The organism is Streptomyces roseoverticillatus, from assembly GCF_000719265.1.
Classification (GTDB): domain Bacteria; phylum Actinomycetota; class Actinomycetes; order Streptomycetales; family Streptomycetaceae; genus Streptomyces; species Streptomyces roseoverticillatus.
Genome location: NZ_JOFL01000033.1, coordinates 62,967 through 88,171 on the forward strand (window position 1 = coordinate 62,967; position 25,205 = coordinate 88,171).

Sequence of the window (25,205 nt, forward strand, 5' to 3'; positions counted from 1 at the left end):
GCAGCGAAACACGCGCCAAGGGAATTCCGCCTTGTGCGCGCCCTCCCCGGGTCCGGGATACTCGACAAGCCAACTTGGCATGGACGCGCCCTCTGTAAAGCCGTCGGCGAGCCCGTGCCGTTGTCCTCCGGGCCCGGCGAATCACCTCTCCGTGGCCCAACCCCCCACCGGAGGTGCCGAGTTGAAGCGTAGATGGATTCCCGTGCGCGTCGCCCTCGCCGCCGCGTCCGCCGTCGTCCTCGCGGCGGTGACCCTCAGTCCACAGCAGGCCGACGCCTCGCCCGGGTCGCCCGCCGCTCCCGCCCGCGCACCGTCCGCCGCCTCGGACGCCTCCCTCGCCAGGACGCTCGCCGCCGCTCTGGGGGGCGCCGCCGCCGGTTCGTACTACGACTCCACCCTCGGCAGGCTCGTCGTCGACGTCACCGACGGCCGGGCCGCCGGCCTGGTCCGCGCGGCGGGTGCCGCGCCCCGCGTCGTGGAGCACTCGAAGGCCGAGCTGGACTCCGCGCACGCGACGCTGGACTCCCGCATCACCACCCCCGGCACCGCCTGGGCGGCCGATCCGCGGCTCAACAAGGTGGTCCTGACCGCCGACCCCACGGTCACGGCGGCGGACCTCGCGCGGATCAAGGACACGGCCCGGTCGCTCGGCAGCGCGGTGGTGGTCAAGAGGTCCCCCACGAAGCTCACCCGGTTCATCGCCGGGGGCGACGGCATCTGGGGCTCGCAGTACCGCTGCTCGCTCGGCTTCAACGTGAAGCGGGCCGGCAAGCCCGACGCCTTCGTGACGGCCGGGCACTGCGGCAAGGTCGAGCCCGAATGGCGTGCGTCGAACGGCGGCGCCGTGATCGCGAAGACCGAGGCCTGGAAGTTCCCCGGCCGGGACTACGCCATCGCCGCGTACCCCGCCACCGGCGCCGTCGACCACCCGAGCGCCGTGAACCCGGGCCTGCAGGCCATCACCGGCGCCGGTGCCGCGACCGTCGGCCAGGCCATCAGCCGCAGCGGCTCCTCGACGGGGCTGAAGACCGGCAAGGTCACCGCCCTCAACGCCACGGTCAATTACAAGGAGGGCCAGGTCACCGGGCTCATCGAGACCAGTGCCTGCGCGGAGGGCGGTGACAGCGGCGGTCCCCTCTTCGCCGGGACCACGGCGCTGGGCGTGCTGTCCGGCGGCAGCGGGAGCTGCACGATGCCGTTCCCGGCGCCGACGACGTACTTCCAGCCGGTCCAGGAGATCCTCGACGCGTTCGGCGCGACCATTCCCTGAGGCATTCCCCGAGCCGTCCCCTGAGGTCACGGACGGCAGGTCGCGGACCGGCCGCAGGACTCGGCCCCCGGACACACCTCCACGGTGTCCGGGGGCCGTTCCCTTGTTCGGCCGGTCTCTGCGTTCAGCCCTGTTCAGCTGCGCTCGGCCGGCCCGCGGGGGGTTCAGAACTCGAAGAGCGTGCCCTTGCCCGCCTTCGCCTCGCACGGGTTCCCGAAGGTGCGCTCGAAGCGGATCCGCTTGCCTTCCCAGACGCCGTCGGCGGTGACGACGATCGGGTTCCACTCCTTGGTGCAGGCCGTGCCGGACTTGATGGTGGTGAGCTTCTCGAAGTCACCGCCGGCCGCCCGCACCGCGGCGCAGGCACTCTTCGCGTCCGGGTGTGTGCCGGTCGCCTTGGGGAAGCAGGTCAGCGTCACCGCGCGGTCGACCGAGGCCTCGGCGGAGTTCGCACCGTGACCGGTGGTCAGAACCAGTGCGGAGGAGGCGTACAGACTCTGCGTCTGTATCGCAGGTGCGGGTGCAGGTGCAGGTGCGGCGCTCGCGGTCGTCGTTCCGGCGGCCAGGAGGCCGCCGCCCAGTGCGAGCGCGGCGCCCATCGCGATGCCCCCAGTGATGTACCGCATTCCGAACACTCCCTTGCTCGTGGCTGCAGATAACGGACGGAAGTCTTACCCAAGTTGAGCGTGAACGCACATGGATCGAACACTTTCAGTCGCTGGTTGAAAACCCTCCGTAGTGGCCGGATTTTGTGTGATGCAGGTCTCGTACGAGCCTCGATGGAAGGGGTCGGACTCCGCCCCGTGTCCGGTTCGGGGTGATTGCGGGGATTTAATGTTACGGGGATGTTGACCAGCAAAGATTCCTTGTAATCAATGTTGAATTATCCAACTCGCCTTTAAAAAGATGGATTGCGGATGCCTATTTCGTTGGATCTAATGATCCGCACGCCGGATCGGGCGATCCCCGCACACCGGCCGAAAAGAGGCCCGCCACGTGACCGAGCGGCGGCCGGAGCGATACAGGAGCGCGGCAGCAAATGGCCGAAGAGCACTCAGGGAGACCCTCGCGGGACACCCTCGAAGCGCCCTCCCGAGGGCCCTCCGCCACCACCTCCCACGGACCCCTGGCCGCCGCCTGCCGCGCGTTCCGCCGCGACCGCACGGGCATGGCCGCGCTCGCCGTCGTCGTCCTCTGTGCGCTGCTCGCGGCCGCCGCGCCCCTGGTCACGGCCCTCTACGGAAAGGACCCCACGTCCCACTACGGGCAGAACACGCCCGGTCTGCTGAGCGCCGAGGGCCTTCCGGTCCTGCCCGACGGCGGCATCTCCGCCGACCACTGGTTCGGCATCGAACCCGGCCTCGGCCGCGACGTGCTCGCCCAGCTCCTGTACGGCATGCGGACCTCGCTGCTGGTGGCCCTCGCCTCCGTCGCCGTGATCGCCGTGGCCGGCGTCGTCCTCGGCGTGACCGTCGGCTATCTCGGTGGTCTCGCCGACCGGGCCTTCACTTTCGTATGCAATCTACTGCTCGGTTTTCCGACACTTCTGCTTCTCCTCGCGCTCAGCCCGGTGATCCGGACCCGCTTCGTGGATCCCGGCGAGAACGAGCCCGCCTGGATGCAGTTCACCTCGCTCATCCTGGTGTTCTCGGCCTTCGGCTGGGTGCCGCTCGCGATGGTCCTGCGCACGTCCGTACGGGCCCTGCGCGAGCGGGAGTTCGTCGAGGCGGCGCGGGCCGTCGGGGCGAGCCGCCGGCACATCGTGCTGCGCGAGCTGCTGCCCAACGTGTGGGCGCCCGTACTCGTGCACGTCACGCTCGCCGTCCCCGGCATCGTCACCGCCGAGGCCGCCCTGTCCTTCCTCGGCGTCGGCATCAACGAGCCGATCCCCGACTGGGGCCGCATGATCTCCCGCGGCTCCGAGGTCTTCTACGACGACCCGACCTACATGGTCTTCCCGGGCGTGGCGATCCTCGTCTTCGTCCTCGCGTTCAACCTCCTCGGGGACGCGGTCCGGGACGCGCTCGATCCGCGGATCGCGCGTTAGCGCTCCGTGCGCGCCGAGTCCGACCGCGGGTCGTCCGTGGCTGGTCGCGCCCGCGCGGCGGAGCCGCAAATCGACACAGCCCGCGCCCCTTACGGGGCGCCCCTCTCCGTCCGCCAACCGTCCTCTGATTCCGCACTTTCCGATCAACGGAGTTCGTCATGCCCCGCTTTCGCACGCGCACCGCAGCCCTGCCGGCCCTCGCCACCGCCGCCGCCCTGCTGATGTGCTCCTGCTCGGCCGGTGCCGGCACGGGCGGCGGGAACCAGGGGAAGGACGAGGCCGCCGCCAAGAGCGGTCAGCGGCTGACCGCGACCCTCGGCACCGCCAAGGACAGCCGGGGCCCGGCCCCCGCCGTCGAGGGTGCCCGGACCGGCGGCACGATCCGTATCGCCAACGCGGGCGACTACGGCCACCTCGACCCGCAGAAGATCTACGCGGGCGAGTCGTACAGCACGTCCCTGCTGTGGGGCCGCCAGCTGACCCAGTATCAGGTCGTTGACGGCAAGCCCAGGCTCGTCGGCGACCTCGCCACCGACACCGGGCGGTCCTCCGACGGCGGCCGCACCTGGACGTACGAGCTCAAGGACGGCATCGCCTGGGAGGACGGCGAGCCCATCACCTCCGAGCACGTCAAGTACGGCATCGAGCGCACCTTCGCCCCCGGCTTCGAACTCGGCCCCACCTACTGGCCCGAGTGGCTCACCGGCTCCGAGGACCGCACCGCCGCCGTCGAGCAGTACGCCGGCCCCGAGCACGGCGACCTCGGCGCCATCGAGACGCCCGACGCTAAGACGATCGTCTTCCACTTCCCGCAGCCGCAGTCCGACGTGCCCTACATGGCCGCCCAGTCCTCCTCGTCCCCCGTCCGCAAGGACAAGGACACCGGCACCGGCTACGACACCCGGCCCTTCGCCACCGGCCCGTACCGGATCGCCGAGCACAAGCAGAACCGGAGCCTGACCCTGGAGCGCAACCCGCACTGGAAGCCGGAGACCGACCCCGTCCGCCACCAGTACGCCGACCGCTTCGAGTTCACCTTCGGCAAGAAGATCCTCAACACCGCGCAGGAGGTCCTCAACGGGCGCGGCGACGGCCCCGACACGCTCTCCACCAAGAGCGAGGTCCCCCCGGAGCTGTACGCCGAGGCCCGGCGCGACCCGAAGAAGAAGGAACTCCTCGTCCCGGGCAGCCAGGGCGCGTACACCAGCGACCTCTACATCAAGAACAGCCGCGTCACCGACCCCGAGGTCCGCAAGGCCATCCACTACCTCTTCCCGCGCGAGCAGGCCCGCCAGGTCCTCGGCGGCCCGCGCCTCGGCGACTTCGCCACCACGCTCTCCTCGCCCGCCGTCGTCGGCTGGAAGAAGTACGACCTCTACCCCGTCGCGCCCGCCGGGGACGTCGAGAAGGCCAAGGAGCACCTGGCGAAGGCCAGGACCAAGGTCGACACGCTCACGTACGCGTACGAGAGCGACGCCCCCGAGAAGGACCGGCTCGCCCAGGTCCTCGTCGACGCCTTCGCCAAGGCCGGCATCAAGCTCGTCACCAAGCCCCTGGAGAAGGCCGCGTTCACCAACGAGGTCTTCCGCGGACCGGCCCCCTACGACCTGTGGCTGTCCACCAACTCCGTCGACTGGCCCACCCCGTCCACGCTCCTGCCCGACAGCTACCACAGCAAGCTCGACGCCCTCGCCAACCCCGTCCGCTACGCCAACCCCGCGGTGGACAAGGAGCTGGAGCGCATCGCCGGCATCGGCGACGCGCAGCAGAAGGCCGACGCGCTCATCGCCCTGGAGGAGACCGTCATGAAGGACGTCCCGGTCGTGCCGTTCCTCTACACCAGTGTCACCCAGTTCCGGGGGACGAACGTCGGCGGCGCCGCGATCCACCCGATCTACGGTTCCATCGCGGCGGCCGACCTGTACCTGAAGAAGTCCTGACCCACCAGGAAAGCCCTGATCCGACATGACCGGCTACCTCCTGCGGCGGGCCCTGCAGGCCGCGGCGGTGCTCCTCGCCATCACCGCCGCCGCCTTCGGGCTCTTCTACGCCGCCCCCTCCGACCCCGCGCTCATCGCCTGCGGCCCCAAGTGCGACACCGCACAGGTCGAGGCCGTCCGCCACAGCATGGGCCTCGACCAGCCGCTCGCCGGCCAGTACCTCGACTACCTGCGCGGCCTCGTCGCCGGCCGCACCATCAGCGACGTCGACGGCAGTCCCATCGACTGCGCCGCCCCCTGCCTCGGCTACTCCTACACCCTCCACCAGCCGGTCCTCGACGCCATCGGCGACCGCTTCCCCGTCACGCTGTCGCTGGCGGGCGGGGCGCTCGCGGTGATCGTCGTCCTCGGCACCGGCGCGGGCTTCACCGCCGCACTGCGCCGGGGCACGGCCACCGACCGGCTGCTGTCCGGCTTCACCCTCGTCGGCGCGAGCGTGCAGATCTACTTCCTCGGCTACGCCCTGCAGTACCTGCTCGTCTACTCGACCGGCCTGATGCCGCTGCCCGGCTACGTCCCCCTCGCCGACGGGCCGGGCGCGTGGGCCGCCGGGCTGCTCCTGCCCTGGCTTGTCCTCGGCTTCGTCAACGCCGCCGTCTTCGCCCGCCTCGCGCGCTCCCAGACGCTGGAGACGATGCACGAGGCGTACGTGCGGACGGCCCGCGGCAAGGGGCTCACCGCACTGCGGGCCCACGCGAAGTACACGGCGCGCGGCGCCGCCGGGCCCCTCGTCCAGCTGCTCGGGCTGGAGGCCGGGGCGCTCTTCGGCGGCGCGTTCATCACCGAGACCGTCTTCGGGCTCGGCGGCGTCGGCAAGCTCGCCGTCGACTCCGTCGTCCAGAACGACCTGCCGACGGTCGTCGGCACGGTGCTGCTCGCCGCGTTCTTCGTCGTGGTGTTCGTGGCCCTCGCCGACCTGGTGGTGGCCTGGCTCGACCCGAGGGTGAGGCTCGCATGACCCCGGCACTGTCCGTACGGGACCTGACGGTCTCCTTCAAAGGACGAGGCGGTACAGAGACCACCGCCGTGGAAGGCCTCTCCTTCGCCTTGGCGCCCGGTGAAGTCCTGGGACTGGTGGGGGAGTCGGGCTCGGGGAAGTCCACGGTGGGGCTGGCGGCGATGGGGCTCCACGACCCGGCCCGCACGCGGGTGAGCGGGAGCGTGCTGGTCGGGGGCGAGGAGGTGGTGGGCGCGCCCGAGTCCGCGGTGCGAGGCCTGCGCGGCTCCCGGATCGCCATGGTCTTCCAGGACGCGCTGGCCGCACTCTCGCCCTTCCACACGGTGGGCGCGCAGCTGGCGGAGGCGTACCGGGTGCACGCCCCGGCGGGGGCGGGCGCCGGCCGCCGCCGGGCCGACGCGCGGGAGAAGGCCCTGGCCATGCTGGAGCGGGTCGGCATCCCGGCCGCCCGCGCCCGCGACTACCCGCACCAGTTCTCGGGCGGCATGCGGCAGCGGGTGATGATCGCGATGGCGCTGGTGAACCGCCCGGACGTGCTGATCGCCGACGAACCGACGACGGCGCTGGACGCGCGCGTGCAGCGCCAGGTCCTCGAACTGCTCGCGGAACTCCGGGAAGAGAGCGGCACGGCGGTGCTGCTCGTCACGCACGACGTGGGCGTCGTCGCCGGGACGTGCGACCGCATGCTCGTCATGCGGGGCGGCCGGGGCCTGGAAGAGGGCCCCACCCGCAAACTCCTGACCGACGCGGCCCACCCGTACACGCGCGCCCTGATCGGCGCGGCACCGACGCTGAACACGGTGCCGGGGTCACGTTTGCCGACGGTCGACGACCCGGGGCCGTTCGCCTTGAGGGGCGGGGCTGCGCCTGCCGGGGCGGGGCAGAGGCCGACCGGGCACCGCCGGGCAGTGGCGCGGGGGCTGAGCGCCGTTGCGGCGGAGGGAAGCGCATCTGCCGGTGCCGGGCACGAACTGTCCGCCGCGACGGTGAGTCGTTCCGCGGTGGAGTCCGGCGGTGCCGAGCTGACACCGGCCGGGCACCGCCGGGCAGTGGCGCGGGGGCTGAGCGCCGTTGCGGCGGAGGGAAGCGCATCTGCCGGTGCCGGGCGAGAACCCTCCGCCGCAACGGTGAGTCGTCCCGCGGCGGAGTCCGGCGGTGCCGGACCGGCCCCCGCCGCGGTGACACCCGTTGGCGTGCCCCTCGCCGAGGCCGTCGACCTCCACGTGGATTTCGGGGGCCGCCGGCGACTCCGGGGCGGACGCCGCGGCGCCGTACAAGCCGTGCGCGGCGTGAGCCTGCGCATCGGCCCGGGGGAGACCCTCGGCCTCGTGGGGGAGTCCGGGTCCGGGAAGTCGACCACGGCGAGGGTCCTCGCGGGACTGCAGCGGCCCACGTCGGGGGACGTGCGGTTCGACGGCCGGGACATCTCCCGCGCCGCGGCCGGCACGCGCCTGCGCCGCGAGCTCAGCCGCGACGTACAACTGGTCTTCCAGGACCCGTACGCGTCGCTCAACCCGCGCCGTACGGTCGAGGAGATCGTCACCACGCCGCTGCGGGTGCACACCACCCAGGGCAGGGAGGAACGCCGCGCCCGCGCCGCCGAGTTGCTGGAACAGGTGGGCCTGCGGGCCGGGCACCTGCACCGCTACCCGCACGAGTTCTCCGGAGGCCAGCGCCAGCGCATCGGCATAGCCCGCGCGCTGGCCCTCCGCCCGCGCCTGGTCATCGCGGACGAGCCCGTGTCGGCGCTGGACGTGTCCGTGCAGGCCCAGGTGCTCAACCTGCTCATGGACCTCCGCGACGAACTGGGCCTGTCCCTGCTGTTCGTCTCGCACGACCTCGCCGTCGTCCGGCACTTCTGCGACCGGGTGGCGGTGATGCGGGCCGGGAGCGTGGTCGAGAGCGGCCCGCGGGACGAGGTCTTCGACGATCCGAAGGCCCCCTACACGCGTGAGCTACTCGCGGCCACGATGTAGGGCGGTGCCCGCGCCGCCGCTCGTGGAGGGGACGGGCGGTGGCGCGGGACGCCGGGGACGCAGCAGGTCCACCGGGACGCCGGTGACGTCGTCGGCGAGGAGCAGCCGCCGGGTCTCCCCGGCCGGCCCCTCGCGCAGGGCCCACGCCAGGTGGCCGTCGGCCCAGAGGGAGAGCGCGTGGCTCCAGGCGGCGACGGCCGCGGAGGCCGCCTCGTGTTCGAGACGGGTCAGCGCGCTCCGGAGCGCTTCCCGGTCGGCACCGCCCCGGGTGAGCACCGCGGTCGTGGCTTCGGCGGCTGCCTGAAAGGACGCCAGTTCCCGTACAGGGGGCGCCAATTCGTGTCGGCAGGCGTATTCGACGAGGTCGGGCACGGACCCGGGCGCGAGCCCGTCCCACGCCCGCCGCCCGGCGGCGCACTCCCGGAAGCGCTCGGTGACCCGGGCGCGCCACGCGGGCGACATCGCGGGCGCGGTCATCCGCCAGACGTCGGCGAGCGCCCGCTGCAGGGCGGTCCGCGGCGGCGGCGTGCGCCCGCCGTCCGGCGGCAGGAAGTCGGGCAGCGCGTCGTACCCGTACGAACTCTCCTCCTCCCGGTGGTGGAACCGGTCGTCGAGGGCGTGGAACCACACCAGCCAGGCCGCGACCCGCTGCAGCCGCCCGCACTCGGCCTCCGGCGCCACCCGCGCCGCGAATTCCGCGCAGCCCGCCCTGCGGAAGCGCCGCTGTGCGGAGAAGGACTGGATCAGCCCGGTCCGCCGCACCCAGCGGTCGGTGAACGCGGCGGCTTCGTCGAGGTGCGGGCTGATCCGGCGGACCCGCCCGGCACCGGACTCGGGGAGCTCGGCGACCGGCGGCCGGAAACGGGGCACGGGGGGCACGGCGTTCCTCAAGGACGAGGTTCGGGCGGGGGACGAGGGCGCTGAGCGGTGCTAAGGGGTGCTGACGTCACAGCGTCCACCCGGCACCGCAAGGGATCCATGGCCCTGTCCCGTTTGCCAACGGCTCATCAGTGCACCACTGGGCGCGCGGGCCCTCCTCACGCGCCGGGCAGCGGCGCGCCGGCCGGCGGGGCTGGCGTAGACGCCGCAGGCGGAGCCCTGGGATTGCGGGGGCGTTCCGCCCACCGCCTGATCCTTTACCCGACGGTCGACCAACCGTCCCCGCAGGTCACCTAGCGTCTGCGTCATGACAGTGATCGATCTGAACGACACCGCTGCCGCCCTCCCCGATGCGTGGCGATCCCGCGTGCTGGGCCGCGTCGGGCCCGCCTGTCTCAAGGTGCTGCGCATGAGTGAGCTGCCCCTGGAGGAGGAGAGCCACGACGCTCCGGAGGCGCTGCTCGTCCTCGACGGGCGGCTCGAACTCGACGTCAACGGCCAAGCGGTGACGATCGGGGCGGGTGAGCTCCGCATCGTCCCCGCGGGGGTGCGGCACGCGGTCCGGCCCGGGAGCCGGGGCGTGCTCGTTATCGTCGAGCTGGAGGAGGGCGGTCCCGACGCGGCTTGACTACAACGTGCCTTGCCCGCGCGAGGATCCGGGTGTTCGCTGGACCGCGGAATCCCGACTCGCGTCGAAGGAGGCAGTTGACCATGACTGTTCACGAGCCTGTCGCGGCGCCCGGCACCGATTGCACCTGTGGTCCGGGCTGCAGTTGCGGATGCCAGTCCGGTGGCCCGTGCCAGTGCGGCGGGTGACGTCTGCCGCCTGCGTGACACGGGGGCCGGTCGGCCGGGTGACCGGCCCTTCCCCGTACCGCTAGCCCAGCAGGCCCGTCAGCCCGCCGCCGCGCGCCAGTTCCTCCAGCTCGTCCAGGGCCGCGCGGGCCTTCGCCGCCGCGACCGGGTCGCGCCGCTCCAGGCCGCTCTCCTCGAACTCGTCCTCGTCGAGGCGGAGCACGGTGGCGCCGTCGGCCGGGACCCACAGGTCGAGGTCCAGGTCGGTGGAGACGACGGCGCCCGGGGCGATCTCGGCGGGGCGGGTGATGTCGCAGTACCAGCCCTTGAGGGTGCCGTCGGCGGCGCGCACCTCCTTGACGGCGTGCCAGCGGTCGCGCCAGTAGTGCTCGGTGAAGACGTCGCCGCGCTCGAAGCGGACGAAGCCGAAGTCCCGGTCCGCCGGGGCCGCCCACGGGGCGCGGACGACGGCGTGGGTGCCGTCGTCGCGCACGACGACCGCGGGGTAGCCGATGCCGGACCGGGACTCCTTGACCAGCGTGACCGTTACGTCACTGCCGGCCTCAAGTGTGGTGCTCAAGGTGCTCTCGGTGCTCATGAGGTTCGAGGGTTCCCCATGGCCAGGGCCGGAGGCCACAGGTTTTAGCCGGTCACCGCCGAAGCGCAGGTGGTCGGCGTCGCGTTGGCCGGGTCGAGGGCGTTGGTGACCTCATGGGCGACGACGCGGTCGACGGTGCCGATCGCGATGTGCTCGGAGAAGTCCACGGCGCAGAGGTTCTGGAGCAGGACGTTGCGCACGTCGGGACCGGTCAGGTAGCCGGAGGTGTACGGCGTGACGACCTCGTCGTACTTGGTCGCGATGACCGTGTAGCGGACGCCCGGCACGGTGTCGGGGACGGAGTTCATCTTCTTGAGGAAGTCGGAGCCGATCGCCTGGTCGGTGAGACCGGGGGTCAGGCCGCCGAGCGCGTTGCGGGCCCCGGGGATCTTGTCCATCAGGGTGACCAGGCCCGACAGCGTCGTGCCGTGGTTGTTGGGGGCGATGCCGGTGAGGGAGTTCACCTTGTCCTTGCCGCCCAGGAAGTTGAGGTAGTAGCGCGGCATCGCGCCGCCCTGGGAGTGGCCGACGAGGTCCACCTTGCCGGAACCGGTGGCGTCGCGGACCTTGTCGACGTACGCGGAGAGCTCCTCGGCCGACTTCGCGATCGGGCCGAGACCGTAGAAGAGCGGTACGCCGGGCAGCTTGCCGTAGTCGAGGGAGAAGACGCAGTAGCCGCGGTTCTTCAAGTAGGGCGCGAGGACGAGCCAGTTGTCCACGGAGTTGCCCAGGGTGCCGTGCACGAGGACGACGGGGCGCGGATGGGCGGCCGACGGCTTGCAGGAGTAGTCGTTCCAGCCACTGCTGACGGACGTGCCGGCAGCGGCGGCCGGGCGGGCATCGTGAGACGAAGCGGCCGCTGCCTCGGGGGCGGTGAGGGCGGCGGCCGAGAGGGCGAGGGCCAGCGCGGGGAGCAGGGTGCGCAGGGGTCTCCAGGACAGCTTCACATGAACTCCTCGCTGGTGGGGGGTGGTCACCGACGGCGGGCACACGAAGGCGCACGGGTGGCCCGGAACGTGGGTTTGCTGAAAGAGCGTTAACTTACGTTCCAGTAAGGATGCGTGGCACACCTTGATCGGTCAAGGAATCCGACACATGCTCTTTATACGGACGACGTTGTTCCGTAACAGATTTCAGGCCACGGCGCGCCTGTGCAGCGCCGCCGCCGGTCCCACCGCCCCCGGCCCGAAGCGGGCCCGCGCCCGGTCCACGGCCGCCTCGATCCGGCGCGCCTTCTCGTCGGCGGGGTCGAACGACAGCTGGTGCGCGGCGGATCCGGCGTCGCCGAGTCCCTCCGCGCGCAGTGCCACGGCCCGGACCCGGGCGCGCTGCAGCCCGAGCGCGTCGTGCAGCGCGTACGCGGTCGCGGTCAGCTCGGGGGTGTGCGCGGTCGGCTCGGCGAAGGTCCGGGAGCGGGTGGTCGCCGAGCCGTCGGCGTAGCGCACGGTGAGGGTCAGGCCCCGCGCGACCTGCTTGCTCTCCCGCAGCCGGCCGCCCAGCCCGTCGGCGAGGGCCAGCAGTGCGCGGCGGCGCCGGTCGGGGTCCAGCTCGTCGCGCTCGAAGCGGTGTTCCGCGGCCGCCGAGCGGGCCCGCGCCCCCGGGGTGACGGGGGTCGGGTCGATGCCGTGCGCCCGCTCGTACAGCTGCCGGCCCGCCACGGGCCCCAGGATCCGCTGCAGCGCGGGCAGCGGCGCGGCGGCGATCCGGCCGACGGTGCCGAGCCCGTACGTGGACAGGGTGCGGGCGGTGGCCGGGCCCACGCCGTACAGGGCGGCGGCCGGCTTGCCCGCGAGGAACGCGGCCACGGCGGCCGGGTCCCCGGGGAGCGTGCGCACCGCGCCGGGCGGGCCGTCGTGCGCGGCCATCCGGGCCAGCATCGGATTGCCCGCGATGCCGACCGTGCAGTCGGCCCCGTACCGGGCGAGCGCCCGTACGCGCACGAGGGCGGCGAGCCCGGCGGGGCCCTGCCCGAAGTAGCGGGTGGCGCCCCGGACTTCCATGAGCGCCGCGTCGGGAGGAACCGCCTGCACGACGGGGCTGACCTCGGCGAGCAGCGCGAGGAGCCCGTCGTAGGTCTCCTCGCCCAGGGGCGCGCCCACCCCCGCGTGGAAGTGGACGTACAGCACGGTGGGTGCGCCGGGCGGCGGGTCCGGCACCACGGCGAGCCGCGCCCGGGCGCTCATCCCGCGCTCCCCGGGCTCGCGTGCCACAGCTTGCGGCCCGTGGCCGCGCCCTCGCCCGCGGGCTGCAGGTCGGCCCACGGGTGCATGGCGTAGCCGGTGGACATGCGGATGCGGCGGTCCGGGCCCGCGGCCCCGGCCGCGGAAGCCGCCGGCCGCGCCAGCACCGAGGCCACCGCCTCCAGCCCGCCCTCCGCGCGGAGCTTCGTCAGCTGCGCGAGGTCCCACGCCACCGCGCCCACCACGCTCAGGCTGTGCGGCCCGCGGCGCTGGACGACGCCGCGGACGAGCAGCAGCCAGGAGTGGAAGACGGTGTGCGCGCAGGCGGGGTGGCTGTCGTCGAAGAAGGCGCAGTCGACCAGGCCCGTGCCGTCGTCGAGGGTGGTGAAGATGACGCGGCGGCCGGAGCGGACCGGCGGGGTCTGGGTGGCGGCCTTGGCGCCCGCGACCAGGACGGTCTCGCCGTGCCGGGCGCCCTGCAGCCGCCGGGCGGGGATGACGCCCAGCTCGGCGAGGAACGCCCTGTGGTCGGACATCAGGTGCCGGGACGCGTCCATGCCGAGCACGCCGAGCTCGGCGCCGAGCCGCTCCTGCGCGTCGAGGTCGGGCAGGCCGACGGGCTCGGCCCGCGCGCTGTCGATCAGGGTGGGCTGGTCCGCGCCCCCGCGCCCGTGCCCGCGGTGCAGTTCGGCGATGTGCAGGAGCAGGTCGCGGCGGTTGCCGCCGAAGGCGTCCAGCGCCCCGACCCGGGCGAGGCGTTCGGCGACGGGCCGGGCGGGCCGGGCGCGGTGCCACAGGTCGGGGAGGGAGGTGTACGGGCGGCCGTCCGCGATGCGCGCGGCCTCGGCCTCGCCGATGCCCTGCACGTCGGAGAGGGCCATGCGGAGCCCCCACACGCCGCCACCACCCTCGTGACCGGACACCAGTTCGATCGAATAGGCCGTGCCCGACCGGTTCACGTCCAGCGGCAGGATCGGCACGCCGCGCCGCCGCGCGTCCGCGAGCAGCAGCCGCTTGGGGTACATCCCCGGGTCATGGGTGAGCAGCCCCGCGTAGAAGGCCGCCGGGTGATGGGTCTTCAGCCACGCCGACTGGTAGGTCGGCACGGCGAACGCGACGGCGTGCGCCTTGCAGAAGCCGTAGCTGCCGAACGCCTCCACGATCTCCCAGGTGCGGCGCACGGACTCGGGCGAGCGGCCGAGCTTCGCCGCCTCCCGCCCGAACCACGCGCGCACCCGCCCCAGCAGCTGCGGGTCGGACAGCGCGCGGCGCGTCTCGTCCGCGAAGCTCCGGTCGCAGCCGGTCATGATGCGCAGGATCTCGATGATCTGCTCGTGGAAGACGACCACGCCGTACGTCTCGCGCAGCGTGTCCTCCAGCTCCGGGTGCGGGTAGCGCACGGGCGCGCGCCCGTGCCGGGCCTCGATGAAGGGCCGCACCATGTCGGCCGCGACCGGGCCCGGCCGGAAGAGGGAGATGTCCACCACGAGGTCGTGGAAGGTCTCGGGCTGCAGCCGGCCGACGAGGTCGCGCTGGCCCGGCGACTCGATCTGGAAGCAGCCGAGCGTCTCGGCCGACCGGATCAGCTCGTACGTACGGGGGTCGCCCGGCGGCACGTCCGCGGGGTCGTCGAGGTCGAGGTGGCGCCCGGTGGCCCGTTCGATCTCGGCCACCGCGTGCGCCATCGCGGACTGCATCCGCACGCCCAGCACGTCGAGCTTGAGCAGCCCGAGCTCCTCCACGTCGTCCTTGTCGAACTGCGCCATGGGGAAGCCCTCGCCGCTGGTCGGCACGACGGGCGTGCGGGCGCGCAGGCTCGCGTCCGACAGCAGCACGCCGCACGGGTGCATGGCGACGCCGCGCGGCAGCCCGTCCAGCGCCTCGACCAGCTCCCACAGCCGGCCGTGGTCCTCCGCGGCCACCCCGCGCAGCTCGGGCAGCTCGGCCAGCGCCGCGCGGGCGTCGCGGGCGCGGATGTGCGGGAACGCCTTGGCGAGCCGGTCCACCTCGGCCGGGTCCTTGCCGAGGGCCGCGCCCACGTCCCGGATCGCGTGCCGGACCCGGTAGGTCTCGGGCATGGCGACGGTCGCGACCCGGTCCGCGCCGAAGCGGTCGAAGATCGCGCGGTAGACGTCCAGACGGCGCGCGGACTCCACGTCGACGTCGATGTCGGGCAGCGCCTTGCGGTGGGCGGACAGGAAGCGCTCCATCAGCAGGCCGTGCTCGACGGGGTCGGCGTGGGCGATGCCGAGCAGGTGGTTGACCAGGGAGCCCGCGCCGGAGCCGCGGGCGGTGACCCGGACGCCGAGGGCGCGGGTGTCGTCCACGACCCGGGCGACGGTGAGGAAGTACGAGGCGAGGCCCTTCCCGGCGATGATCGCCAGTTCGTCCTCCAGCCGGTCCCGGTAGCGGCGCTTGCGGTCGTAGCCGCGCAGCACCATGCCCGCTGTGCAGCGGGAGCGCAGCACGCGGTCGGCGGTGCGGTGACCGGCGCCGACCAGGTGCGCCTCGGGGAAGTGAACGCGGCCGAGCCCCAGGTCGTCCTCGGGGTCGACCAGGCAGGCGGCGGCGGTCTCCTCGGTCGTGGCGAGCAGCCTGCGGGCCGCGTCCCGGCCGAGCCCCGCGGCCTCCGCGATCCGCTCGGCGAGGGCGGCCATGGCGGCGGGTCCCTTGAGCCAGCGCTCGCCGCTGTCGAGGGACTCCGGCCTGCGGGGGTCGATCGGGACCAGCCGGCGGGCCGCGTCCAGGACGTCGGCGACGGGCCCCTGACCGGGGTCGGCGTAACGCACGGCGTTGCTGAGGACGGCGGGGACGCCCTGCTCGGCGGCGAAGCCGGCGGTACGGGCGGCGAGCCGCAGCGAGCCGGGACCGGTGCCGGTGCGGCCGTGGCAGACGACCTCCAGCCGCAGGGCGTCACCGAACATTTCCCGCCAGGGCGCGAGCAGCCGGGCGGCCCGGTCCGGGCGGCCGGCGGCGAGGGCGCGGCCGGGCTCGGAGCCGGGGCCGAGGAGGACGTGCAGGGGGGTGCGGATGCCGGGGGCGGCGGCTGCGAGGTCGGCGCGGGTGAGCCCGGGGCGGGCGCCCGCGGCGGTGCCGCCCGTGCTGCCGCTCGCGTGGGCCGCGGAGACCAGCCCGCACAGGGCGGCCCAGCCGCGCGCGCCGTCCCGGGCGAGGAAGACCGCGCGGGGCGCGGACTCGTCGACGAAGGCGCCGCCGCGCACGGGGGTGCGGGGGCGGCTGTGCGCGGACGGCTGCGGTGGCTGCGGCGGGTCGTCCCGTACGGCCAGGTCCACGCCGAACACCGGGCGCACCCCGGCCTCGGTGCTCGCCGTGGCGAACCGGACCGCTCCGGCGAGGGTGTCCCGGTCGGTGAGGGCGACGGCGTCCATGCCGCGCTCGGCGGCGCGCTCGGCCAGCCGTTCGGGGTGCGTGGCCCCGTACCGCATCGAAAAGCCGGACGCGGTGTGCAGGTGCGTGAACGCGTTGAGCCCGGTCATCGCACCTCCTGCCGTTCCTGTCACCCCCTGGCCGAAAATCGCCCTCTCCATCCACCATAAACCACACGCTCGAACATTCGTACGAACATGTGTGCGGGGGCGGACCCGGGCGCGGGCATCGATCACCCGGACGGCCCGCACCGCCTGCGCGGGCCTCCCGCACCCCGCAGGCTCGGGGCATGCCCTCATTCGTCCAGGAGCTGCGGAGCGCGGTGACGGGCCGGGCCGCGGTCCTGGTGATCGGCACCCTGGTGCTCCAGCTCGCCTTCATCGCCTCGTACGTGGGCGCCTTCCACAGCCCGCGGCCGCGGGACGTCGCGCTCGGCGTCGTCGCCCCGCAGCAGATCAGCGGGCAGCTGGTGCAGCGGCTGGACGGGCTGCCGGGCGACCCCCTGGATCCGCGCGCGGTGGACGGCGGCGAGATCGCCGCCGTCCGGAAGATCCGCAACCGCGACCTCGACGCGGCGCTGATCGTCGACCCCCGCGGCAACACCGATACCTTGCTGGTCGCGAGCGGCGCGGGCGCCTCCCTCGCCCAGGCCGCCGAGGCGGTGCTCACCCGCGCCGAGGCGGTGGAGGGGCGCAAGGTCCGGGTCGAGGACGTCGCGCCCGCCGCGGCCGGCGACGCCCGCGGCCTGACCGCGTTCTACCTGGTGGTCGGCTGGTGTGTGGGCGGCTACTTGTGCGCCGCGATCCTCGCCATCAGCGCGGGCGCCCGGCCCGCCAACTCCCACCGGGCCGTCATCCGGCTCGGCGTCCTCGCCCTCTACGCGGCGGCCGCCGGCCTGTTCGGAACCGTCATCGCGGGCCCCGTCCTGGGCGCGCTGCCCGGGAGCATCCTGGGGCTGTGGGGCCTGGGGGCGCTGGTGGTCTTCGCGGTCGGCGCGACCACCCTGGCCCTCCAGGGCCTCGCCGGGGTCGTCGGCATCGGACTGGCCATCGCCATCGTGGTCGTCCTCGGCAACCCGAGCGCCGGCGGCGCCTACCCGTACCCCCTGCTGCCCCCCTTCTGGAACGCCATCGGCCCCGCCCTCCCCCCGGGCGCCGGCACCTGGTCCGCCCGCTCCATCGCCTACTTCGACGGCAACGGACTCGCCCCGTCCCTGCTGGTGCTGGGCGCTTGGGCGGTGGCGGGGGTGGTGGTCACGATGGCGTGCGCGAGGGTGCGGCGGCAGTAGGCGCCGCGGGGGGCACATGTCGCGGAACCGCTGCCGCGACCGCCACTGTGTCGCGACCGGCGACCCTGCTTCCAGCCGGCCCACCCGGGTCAGGGACGGCCGGGCGGCCGGATCTGCGCTTCGATGCCGTCGCAGAGCAGCCGCACGCCCCGTACGAATTTCTCGTCCAGGCCGTGGGCCGAGGCCGAGGCCGACGCCGCGGCCACCGTCATCGGAAAGCGCTCGTGAAGTGCGGCGACGGCTCCGGGTGTGACGGGCACGGCGAGCGGATCGCCCTGCTCCTGCAGCACGAATCCGGTGATGTGGCTGAGCAGCGCGTCGGCGGCGACGCCGCGGTGCTCCTCGGGCACTCCGGCATCCAGCAGGGTCTGCAGCAGCCGTTCCATCAGCGACAGCGCTCCGGTGCTGAGAACCTTCGGGCTGTCGGCGAACAGGGCGGCGCCACCCGGGTGTTGCCGGATGCTGTGGCGCAGCGCGACGGCCTGGGCCTCCACCTGGTCCTTCCAGCCGGTCCGCTCGGGGAGGGCCGTGAGCGCGGCCGTGCCGGCCTCGTAGGCCTGGCGGGCCAGCCGGTCCGCCATCAGCTGGAGCAGGGCGCTCTTGCTGGGCACGTGGTAGTAGAGGCTCCCGGCGTGGACGTCGAGCCGCTCCGCCACCTTTCGCATGGAAAGCCCGTGATAGCCCGATTCGGCGAACACGGTCATGCCCGCGTCGATGATCCGGTCTGCGGTCAGCTTCATGGGGACAAGTGTATCCACACGTTTCAAACGCTGTTTGAATCTGCCTCCCGCTACCGCTAAGGTCACTGTCATCGCAGGTCAAACAGGGGGATGGGGGCGGCGATGGGCGCGATCGTGTTCAACGTGACCACGGCGGGGCTGATGGTGCTGATGTTCAAGGCCGGGATGGCCTTGATCGGGCCCGACACCGTGAGCCGGCGTCGTCCGCCCTGGGGCGCGGCCGGGCTGGCCGTGATCGCGATCGGCGCGGTGGTGACGCAGCTGTGCTGGTCGGGGGCGATGGACGCCTTCGACGACGATCCGAGCAAGTCGGGCTGGTGGCGCGTGGTCACCGCGGTCTTCATGCAGAACGGCGGCCTCTTCGGCGGAGTGTGGAACATCGCCACCCTCGTGGTCGTCGCCGCGCTCGCGGAGTGGTTCTGGGGCGCCCCCTTGATGGCGGGCCTGTTCGCCGCGGGCATCCTCCTGCCGCAGCACATCGACGCCCTCTTCGGGGAGTCCGACCGGGCCACTGCCGATCCCCGCAACTTCGCCGGGAGCTCGGGCGCTACCTACTTCCTCGCCGCGACCCTCGCCGCAGCCCTCCTGCTGCGCGCTGCCCGTGGCGGCACCCCGGTGGAGCGGCTGCTCGCGCTCGCCGTGCCCGTCGCCGGCCTGGCCATGTGGTTCGCCCAGGCCAACGGGCACGGACTGGTGGCGGTGTACGGCTTCGTCCTCGGCGCTCTGGTCCGGGTCCTGGCCCGCCCGCTCATCCGTCCCGACCGGGACCTCCGGCGTCCCCCGCGGATGACCATGGCCTCGCTGACGGCCCTCGCCGGCCGGCGGCCCCGGCAGGCCGGTTAGAGAAGGCCGGTCTTCACCGACCGCGCGGAGAAGAACAGCAAGTCGGGCTGACCGAGCGGGGCGGCCCGGCGCCCCCTGAGGGGAAGTCAGCCGCAGGGGCCCCGCTGACGAGCGGGGCCACCCGTTCACGTCCGGCCGCCGCGCCGCCCCCGTCCCCGCCCCGCGAGCGTCGTGAACCCCCACGACAGCCCCGCCAACACCACCGGTATCAGCAGCAGCACCCCCGAGAAGGCCAGTACCCCCGCCGTGAGCAGGGAGCTGCCGATCGCCGCGTACCAGAGCCACGTGCGGCGCGGCAGCAGGGCCAGGGCCGAGAGGAGGCCCGCCAGGGTGACCGCGGCCAGGCAGGTGGAGGTGGCGCGCATCAGGCCGTCGAGGTCGCCGCCGCCGAGCCGGGCCGCGGTGCCGACGGCCGCGCAGGCGCCCGCCAGTACGGACAGGCTGCGCCGCGGCACTTCGCCCGGGGCGGCGCCGCGGGCGAGCCAGCGGGGTGCGGCGCCGTCGCGGCCGAGGGCGGCGCCGAGGCGGGAGGCGCCGGCGAGGTAGGTGTTGACGGCGCCGAAGGTGAGGAACAGGGCCGCTGCCGCGGCGATGGGGCGGGCGGCCGTGCCGGCGCTCTGTGCGAGGAGGTCGGTCAGCGGGGTGTCCGTGCCGGCGGCGGCCGGGCCGAGGGCGCCGATCGTCGTCACGGCGAGGGCGAGGTAGAGGACGGAGACGGCGGCCAGGGTGTAGGCCGTCACCCTGGGCAGGTCACGGGCCGGGTTCGCGAACTCGCCGGAGAGGTGGCTGGCCGCCTCCCAGCCCGCGAAGGCGAAGAACAGCACGCCCGCGGCCGAGCCCACCGAGCCCCAGCCGTGCGGCATGAACGGGGTGAAGTGCGCGGAGGTCATGTGGGGCGCCGCCGCGAGCGCGGCCCCCGCCAGCACCGCCGCCAGCAGGGCCACCAGCAGCAGCTGCACCCGCCCCGACAGGTGCAGGCCCCCGCAGTTGGCCGCGAACGACGCCGCGATGACCACGGCGCCGATCGCCGCGGCCGCCACCGGGCCGAGGCCCAGGGCCCCGGCCACGTACTGGCCGCCGATCAGGGCCGCCGCCACGACGCCGATCGGCACGGCCCCGTAGAACCACCAGCCGACCGCCGCCGCGGCCCGCGGGCCCGCCGCCCGGTGCACGAAGGTCGCCACCCCGCCGCCGTCGGGGAACCGGGCGCCCAGCGCGGCGAACGACAGGGCCACGGGCACGCTCGTCACGAGCAGGACCAGCCAGGCCAGGATCGAGGCCGGGCCGGCCGCGTCGGCGGCCAGCGCGGGCAGGGCGAGGACGCCCGGGCCGAGGACGGCACCGGCGCACAGGGCCGTGCCGCTGCCGACGCCCAGTCCCCGAACGGACGGCCGGGAAGGAGCGGGAGCATGGGTGGTTCGTACGGTCACGAGGGCCGAAGTTAGCCCGGCCAATGGCCATGAAGAGGTCCTGCCGAACGAAATTCGGCGCGTGCGGCATCATGTGCCCTTATGGACGACATAGATTCGGCGATCGTCAGGGAACTGCAGCGCGATGCACGGCAGACCAACCGCGACCTCGCCCGCACCCTCGGCATCGCCCCCTCCACCTGCCTGGAGCGGGTCAGGGCGCTGCGCCACCGCGGAGTGATCACCGGCTACCGGGCGACGGTCGACCTGCGGGCGCTGGGGCGGCCGGTGCAGGCCCTGCTGTCGGTGCGGATCCGGCCGATGAGCCGGGAGGTCATCGAGGGCTTCAAGGCGTACCTCATCGGGCTGCCCGAGGTACTCAACGTGTACGTGGTCGCGGGCGGGGACGACTTCCTGGTGCACGTGGCCGTGCCCGAGGTCGACGACCTGCACAGCCTCCTGATGGACCGGTTCTCCGGGCGCCGCGAGGTCGTGGACTTCCGCAGCTCCGTGATCTACCAGCACGTGACCAAGGACGTGGTGGGGCCGCTCGTGGCAGGGTGACGGCATGAACGCGAGCAACCACCGCACTTCCGCCCTCGACCTCGTCCGCACGGTGCTGGACCCCGGCAGCTGGCGCTGCTGGGACGAGCCCGTCGACGTCACGACGGACGACCCCGCCTACCGCGCCGACCTCCTCGCCGCGCGCGAGCGCACCGGCCTCGACGAGTCCGTCGTCACCGGCGAAGGGCTGGTGCACGGCCGCCGAGTGGCGCTCGTGGCCTGCGAGTTCCGTTTCCTGGCCGGGTCGATCGGCGTCGCGGCGGGGGAGCGGCTGGTGCGCGCGGTGGAGCGGGCCACGGCCGAGCGGCTGCCGCTGCTCGCGGCGCCCGCCTCGGGCGGCACGCGGATGCAGGAGGGGACGGTGGCCTTCCTGCAGATGGTCAAGGTCGCCGCCGCCATCACCGACCACAAGGCCGCCGGCCTGCCCTACCTCGTCCACCTGCGGCACCCCACGACGGGCGGCGTCCTCGCCTCGTGGGGCTCGCTCGGCCACCTCACCTCCGCCGAACCGGGCGCGCTCATCGGCTTCCTGGGGCCGCGCGTCCACGAGGCCCTGTACGGGGAGGAGTTCCCGCCGGGCGTCCAGGTCGCGGAGAACCTGCTGGCCCACGGGCTGGTGGACGCCGTGCTGACTGCCGAGCAGCTGCCGGGGGTCGTGGGGCGCGCGCTGGCGGTGCTGTGCGGCGAGCCGTCTCCCCGCGCCTTTGCCGGTGAAGCTGCGGGAGCCCTCACCACCCCCGCCCCCTCCGCTGCTGAATCGATTCGCCGGTCCCGCGATCCCGAACGTCCCGGCGTCCGCGCCCTGCTGGACGCCGCCGCCACCGACGTCACCCCCCTCAGCGGTACGGGCGCGGGGGAGCGCGACCCCGGGCTGCTGCTCGCCCTCGCGCACGTCGGCGGCACGCCCTGCGTCGTACTCGGGCACGACCGCGGAAGCCGTACGGACACGGCCGGCGAGGACGCCGACGGCGGGCACGCCGTCAGGCAGGCGCTCGGCCCGGCCGGCCTCCGCGCGGCCCGCCGCGGGATGCGGATCGCCGCCGAACTGGGCCTGCCGCTGCTCACCGTGGTCGACACGGCGGGGGCGGCGCTGTCCCGCGACGCCGAGGAGGGCGGCCTGGCCGGCGAGATCGCGCGCTGCCTGGCCGACCTGGTGACCCTGCCCGCGCCGACCCTGTGCCTGCTGCTCGGCCAGGGCGCGGGCGGCGCGGCGCTCGCGCTGCTCCCCGCGGACCGGGTCGTCGCCGTCCGGCACGCGTGGCTGTCGCCGCTGCCGCCCGAGGGGGCCTCGGCGATCCTCTACCGCACGACGGACCGGGCGTACGAGGTCGCCGGGCGGCAGGGCGTGCGCTCCGCGGACCTCCTGGCGAACGGCATTGTGGACCTTGTCGTGGAGGAGCCGGACGGTGGTCCGGCTGCCGCGGACGGCGACTTTCTGCCACGCCTCGGCGCCCTCCTGGGCGCCGAAATGGCCGCCCTCGGCGCACGCGAGCAGGGCGAACGCCTGGCCGACCGACGTGCGCGCTATCGACGGATCGGGCTGGGAACGTGATGCTCCGGCGCTCATAAATTGGGCATTGAGGGCATTGGAGGGTGTGCGATCCATCGAGAATTGACAAGGTAAGCCTTACCTAACCTAGGGTCTCTCCCGTGAACGAGACCGTTCCAGGGGCCGCCGCTCAGGCTGTCCCGGACTCCGACGTGCCCGCCGCCGGGCGCGGCCCGGCCCCGAGCCGCCGGGCCGCACTGCTCGTCGCCGGCGTGGCCGCGCTCGCCCTCTGCGCGGCGCTCAGCCTCGCCGCGGGCTCCCGCGCGGTGCCCCTGGGCACCGTGTGGCACGCCCTGGCCGGGGACGACGCCGGCCGCGACGGCCTGGTCGTCACCGGCCTGCGCGTCCCGCGCACCGTCATCGGCCTCGCCGTCGGCGCGGCGCTCGGCGTCGCGGGAGCCGTCGCCCAGGGCGTCACCCGCAACCCCCTGGCCTCGCCCACCACGCTCGGCATCAACGCCGGGGCGAGCTTCGCCGTCGTCACCGCCATCTACGCGCTGCGCCTCGAACACCCCGCGCAGTACCTGTGGTTCGCCTTCGGCGGCGCCGCGCTCGCCACCGTCGCCGTCCTCGCGCTCGCCCGCCGCGCCGGCGAACTCGACCCCGTACGGCTCGCGCTCGGCGGGACCGTCCTCGCCGCCGTCCTCGCCTCCTGGACCTCCGCGGTGATGCTCGCGAGCCACCGCACCCTGGACGAGGCCCGCTTCTGGCTGGCCGGGTCGCTCGCCGGGCGCCGGACCGACATCCTGCTGCCCGTCCTCGCGCCTCTGGTCGCCGGCCTCGTGCTCGCCCTCGCCATCGCGCCCGCCCTCAACGCCCTCGCCCTCGGCGACGAGACCGCGCAGGCGCTCGGCGTGCCGGTCGCCAGGGTCCGCGCCGCCGGCGGGCTGGCCGTCGTCCTGCTCGCCGCGTCCTCCGTCGCCGTCGCGGGCCCGCTGTCCTTCGTGGGGCTCGCCGCCCCGCACCTCGTCCGCAGGCTGCTCGGCGCGGACCACCGCTGGCTGGTCCCCGGCTGCCTCGTCGCGGGCCCGCTGCTGCTCCTCGGCTCCGACATCGCCGGCCGGGTCGTCCTCGCCCCCGCCGAACTGGAGGTCGGCATCGTCACGGCCTTCCTCGGCGCCCCCGTGCTGGCCCTCCTCGCACGGAAGGCGGCCCGATGAGCGACAGGACCGCACAGGGCGGGGCCGGTTCCGGGGCCGGTGCCGGCGCGGGGGCGGGCGCGGCCCGGGCGGCGCAGCCGTCACCGCCGGTGGACACGGGCCCCCGGCCGGACGCACGGCGGAGCCCGGCGGGGGCGCACTCTTCCCGAGAACCCCGCCTCCGGCGCCCCTTCCGGCACCGCTTCCGCGCGAGCGGTCCCGGCGCGCTCGCCCGGCAGCGCCGCCGCATCGCCCTCCTCTCCGCCGCTGCCGCACTCCTCCTCGCCGTCCTCCTCGCCCTCGGGCTCGGCGCGGGCGAGGTGCACGTGCCGCCTCTTGACGCGCTACGGGCCCTCCTCGGCCTCGGCGACACCGCCGACGTGATGCTCGTTCAGGAACTGCGCGCCCCCCGCGCCGTCGCCGCGATCGTCGCCGGTGCCGGGCTCGCCGTCGCCGGGGCCGTGATGCAGCGCGTGCTGCGCAACCCGCTCGCCTCCCCGGACGTGGTCGGCGTGACCGGCGGCGCCTCCCTCGGCGCGGTCGCCGTCCTCGCCACCGGCGCCCCCGCCGCGCTCACCCCTGCGGGGGCGCTCGGCGGCGGGATGCTGGCGGCCCTGCTGCTCGCCGCGCTCTCCTGGCGCGGCGGGGTCACCGTCACCCGGATCGTGCTCGTCGGCCTCGCCGTGCAGCAGGGGCTCGCCGCCGTCGTGAACCTCTTCATCGTCCGGTTCCCGGCCGAACTCGCCGCGGACGCCCTGCAGTGGACCACCGGCTCGGTCTACGGCCGGACCTGGACCGAGACGGGCACCGGCGGCGTGCTCGTCCTGGCCGGCATCGTCCTCGCCCTCGCCGGCCACCGCAGGCTCGCCGTCCTCGACCTCGGCGACGAGTCCGCCGGCGGGCTCGGCCTCGCCCCGAACGCGGCCCGCCTCCAGCTCCTCCTGCTCGCCGTCCTCCTGGCGTCCGTCGCGGCCGCCCTCACCGGGCCCGTCGGCTTCGTCGCCCTGGCCGTCCCGCACGTCGTGCGGTTCCTGGCCGGGCCCCCGACGGCCGGCTCGCTCGCCCTCACCGCGCTCGGCGGCGCCGTCCTGCTGCTCGCCTCCGACCTCGCCGTCCTGCACCTGCTGCCCGTCCACGGCCTGCCCGTCGGGGTCGTCACCGCCACGCTCGGGGCGCCCTGGCTGCTCGTCCTGATGCTGCGCCAACTCAAGCCCGCCACCGCTGGGAGCACCGCCCGATGAGCGACGACCGCCGCACGCCCCCACCAGGCCCCGCCCCCGCCCACGGCCCGGCGACCGCCGGTGGGGCCACGTCCGCCCCCGCTGCCGCGCACGGTCCGGCGCCCGCGCACGGTCCGGCGACGGCTCCGCACGACCATGGCCCAGTGCCTGCCGGTGGCCCTGTGCCTGCCGACGGCCGCGGGCCCGCGCCCTCCCACGCCCCCGCTGCGGCGCACGCCCCGCTGACTGCCGGTGGCCCCGCCTCCGCCCACGGCCCGGCGACCGCCGGTGGGGCCACGTCCGCCCCCGCTGCCGCGCACGGTCCGGCGCCCGCGCACGGTCCGGCGACGGCTCCGCACGACC

General features: G+C 74.4%; 20 protein-coding genes. 12 read left to right on the top strand and 8 right to left on the bottom strand.

Translation table 11 applies throughout. The features are described from left to right. The first annotated feature begins 181 nt into the window (after nucleotides 1–181). Nucleotides 182–1,270, top strand: coding sequence for a S1 family peptidase (locus IF61_RS0129175; RefSeq protein WP_030369543.1), 1,089 nt, complete (start codon nucleotides 182–184; stop codon nucleotides 1,268–1,270). A 164-nt stretch (nucleotides 1,271–1,434) separates the two neighbouring features. Here the strand turns inward: IF61_RS0129175 and IF61_RS0129180 are convergent, their stop codons facing one another. Continuing rightward, nucleotides 1,435–1,896 (bottom strand): subtilase-type protease inhibitor, encoded by a 462-nt coding sequence (locus tag IF61_RS0129180; protein WP_030369544.1) that lies wholly within the window; start codon nucleotides 1,894–1,896, stop codon nucleotides 1,435–1,437. A 413-nt stretch (nucleotides 1,897–2,309) separates the two neighbouring features. Between IF61_RS0129180 and IF61_RS0129185 the strand changes: the two genes are divergently transcribed. The 4 genes from IF61_RS0129185 to IF61_RS37275 all read left to right on the top strand — a co-directional run bounded on the left by IF61_RS0129185 (nucleotide 2,310) and on the right by IF61_RS37275 (nucleotide 8,251). Next, entirely contained in the window at nucleotides 2,310–3,317 is a 1,008-nt protein-coding gene (locus IF61_RS0129185; protein ID WP_030369545.1) for an ABC transporter permease, read from the top strand. 158 nt (nucleotides 3,318–3,475) lie between these two features. After that, on the top strand, nucleotides 3,476–5,257 hold the full coding sequence (locus tag IF61_RS0129190; RefSeq protein ID WP_052393166.1) for an ABC transporter substrate-binding protein: 1,782 nt from the start codon (nucleotides 3,476–3,478) through the stop codon (nucleotides 5,255–5,257). 25 nt (nucleotides 5,258–5,282) lie between these two features. Further along, nucleotides 5,283–6,275, top strand: coding sequence for an ABC transporter permease (locus IF61_RS0129195; RefSeq protein WP_030369547.1), 993 nt, complete (start codon nucleotides 5,283–5,285; stop codon nucleotides 6,273–6,275). Further along, complete coding sequence (locus IF61_RS37275) at nucleotides 6,272–8,251, top strand: dipeptide ABC transporter ATP-binding protein (RefSeq protein WP_052393168.1); 1,980 nt, start codon at nucleotides 6,272–6,274, stop codon at nucleotides 8,249–8,251. The genes IF61_RS0129195 and IF61_RS37275 overlap by 4 nt, the downstream gene beginning before the upstream one ends. Here the strand turns inward: IF61_RS37275 and IF61_RS0129205 are convergent. Then, nucleotides 8,231–9,130 (bottom strand): terpene synthase family protein, encoded by a 900-nt coding sequence (locus IF61_RS0129205; RefSeq protein WP_157848712.1) that lies wholly within the window; start codon nucleotides 9,128–9,130, stop codon nucleotides 8,231–8,233. The genes IF61_RS37275 and IF61_RS0129205 overlap by 21 nt on opposite strands. Nucleotides 9,131–9,437: 307 nt before the next feature. On the opposite strand from IF61_RS0129205, the gene IF61_RS0129210 reads away from it, so the two are divergent. After that, nucleotides 9,438–9,758: a cupin domain-containing protein gene (locus IF61_RS0129210; RefSeq protein WP_030369550.1), complete on the top strand. Its 321-nt coding sequence runs from the start codon at nucleotides 9,438–9,440 to the stop codon at nucleotides 9,756–9,758. Between the two features lie 249 nt (nucleotides 9,759–10,007). Here the strand turns inward: IF61_RS0129210 and IF61_RS0129215 are convergent, their stop codons facing one another. The 4 genes from IF61_RS0129215 to IF61_RS0129230 form a co-directional block, all read right to left on the bottom strand. Then, nucleotides 10,008–10,523 (bottom strand): ribonuclease FAU-1 family protein, encoded by a 516-nt coding sequence (locus IF61_RS0129215; RefSeq protein WP_052393170.1) that lies wholly within the window; start codon nucleotides 10,521–10,523, stop codon nucleotides 10,008–10,010. A 44-nt stretch (nucleotides 10,524–10,567) separates the two neighbouring features. Continuing rightward, complete coding sequence (locus tag IF61_RS0129220; protein WP_078660590.1) at nucleotides 10,568–11,470, bottom strand: esterase/lipase family protein; 903 nt, start codon at nucleotides 11,468–11,470, stop codon at nucleotides 10,568–10,570. A 186-nt stretch (nucleotides 11,471–11,656) separates the two neighbouring features. Beyond that, nucleotides 11,657–12,706, bottom strand: a complete 1,050-nt coding sequence (locus IF61_RS0129225) for a DNA polymerase Y family protein (protein WP_052393172.1) — start codon at nucleotides 12,704–12,706, stop codon at nucleotides 11,657–11,659. Further along, nucleotides 12,703–16,200 carry a DNA polymerase III subunit alpha gene (locus IF61_RS0129230; protein WP_030369554.1) on the bottom strand — a complete coding sequence of 1,166 codons (3,498 nt, stop codon included), beginning with the start codon at nucleotides 16,198–16,200 and terminating at the stop codon, nucleotides 12,703–12,705. Before IF61_RS0129230 ends, IF61_RS0129225 begins: the two co-directional genes overlap by 4 nt. Before the next feature lie 179 nt (nucleotides 16,201–16,379). Here IF61_RS0129230 and IF61_RS0129235 point away from each other — a divergent pair, with 179 nt between their 5' ends. Continuing rightward, complete coding sequence (locus IF61_RS0129235) at nucleotides 16,380–17,378, top strand: YhgE/Pip domain-containing protein (protein WP_030369555.1); 999 nt, start codon at nucleotides 16,380–16,382, stop codon at nucleotides 17,376–17,378. Between the two features lie 89 nt (nucleotides 17,379–17,467). On the opposite strand, the gene IF61_RS0129240 is transcribed toward IF61_RS0129235, so the two are convergent. Continuing rightward, on the bottom strand, nucleotides 17,468–18,118 hold the full coding sequence (locus tag IF61_RS0129240) for a TetR/AcrR family transcriptional regulator (protein WP_052393174.1): 651 nt from the start codon (nucleotides 18,116–18,118) through the stop codon (nucleotides 17,468–17,470). 102 nt (nucleotides 18,119–18,220) lie between these two features. On the opposite strand from IF61_RS0129240, the gene IF61_RS0129245 reads away from it, so the two are divergent. Next, on the top strand, nucleotides 18,221–18,961 hold the full coding sequence (locus tag IF61_RS0129245) for a hypothetical protein (RefSeq protein ID WP_030369557.1): 741 nt from the start codon (nucleotides 18,221–18,223) through the stop codon (nucleotides 18,959–18,961). 125 nt (nucleotides 18,962–19,086) lie between these two features. Here IF61_RS0129245 and IF61_RS0129250 read toward each other — a convergent pair whose 3' ends face one another. Next, on the bottom strand, nucleotides 19,087–20,391 hold the full coding sequence (locus tag IF61_RS0129250; protein ID WP_030369558.1) for an APC family permease: 1,305 nt from the start codon (nucleotides 20,389–20,391) through the stop codon (nucleotides 19,087–19,089). An 81-nt stretch (nucleotides 20,392–20,472) separates the two neighbouring features. Here IF61_RS0129250 and IF61_RS0129255 point away from each other — a divergent pair, with 81 nt between their 5' ends. The 4 genes from IF61_RS0129255 (at nucleotide 20,473) to IF61_RS0129270 (ending at nucleotide 24,863) form a co-directional block, all read left to right on the top strand. Further along, on the top strand, nucleotides 20,473–20,934 hold the full coding sequence (locus IF61_RS0129255) for an Lrp/AsnC family transcriptional regulator (protein WP_030369559.1): 462 nt from the start codon (nucleotides 20,473–20,475) through the stop codon (nucleotides 20,932–20,934). 4 nt (nucleotides 20,935–20,938) lie between these two features. Then, entirely contained in the window at nucleotides 20,939–22,486 is a 1,548-nt protein-coding gene (locus tag IF61_RS0129260; RefSeq protein WP_030369560.1) for a carboxyl transferase domain-containing protein, read from the top strand. Nucleotides 22,487–22,635: 149 nt separating this feature from the next. Continuing rightward, nucleotides 22,636–23,643, top strand: coding sequence for a FecCD family ABC transporter permease (locus IF61_RS0129265; RefSeq protein ID WP_043191288.1), 1,008 nt, complete (start codon nucleotides 22,636–22,638; stop codon nucleotides 23,641–23,643). Then, complete coding sequence (locus IF61_RS0129270) at nucleotides 23,640–24,863, top strand: FecCD family ABC transporter permease (protein ID WP_078660592.1); 1,224 nt, start codon at nucleotides 23,640–23,642, stop codon at nucleotides 24,861–24,863. The genes IF61_RS0129265 and IF61_RS0129270 overlap by 4 nt, the downstream gene beginning before the upstream one ends. Nucleotides 24,864–25,205: the final 342 nt, after the last annotated feature.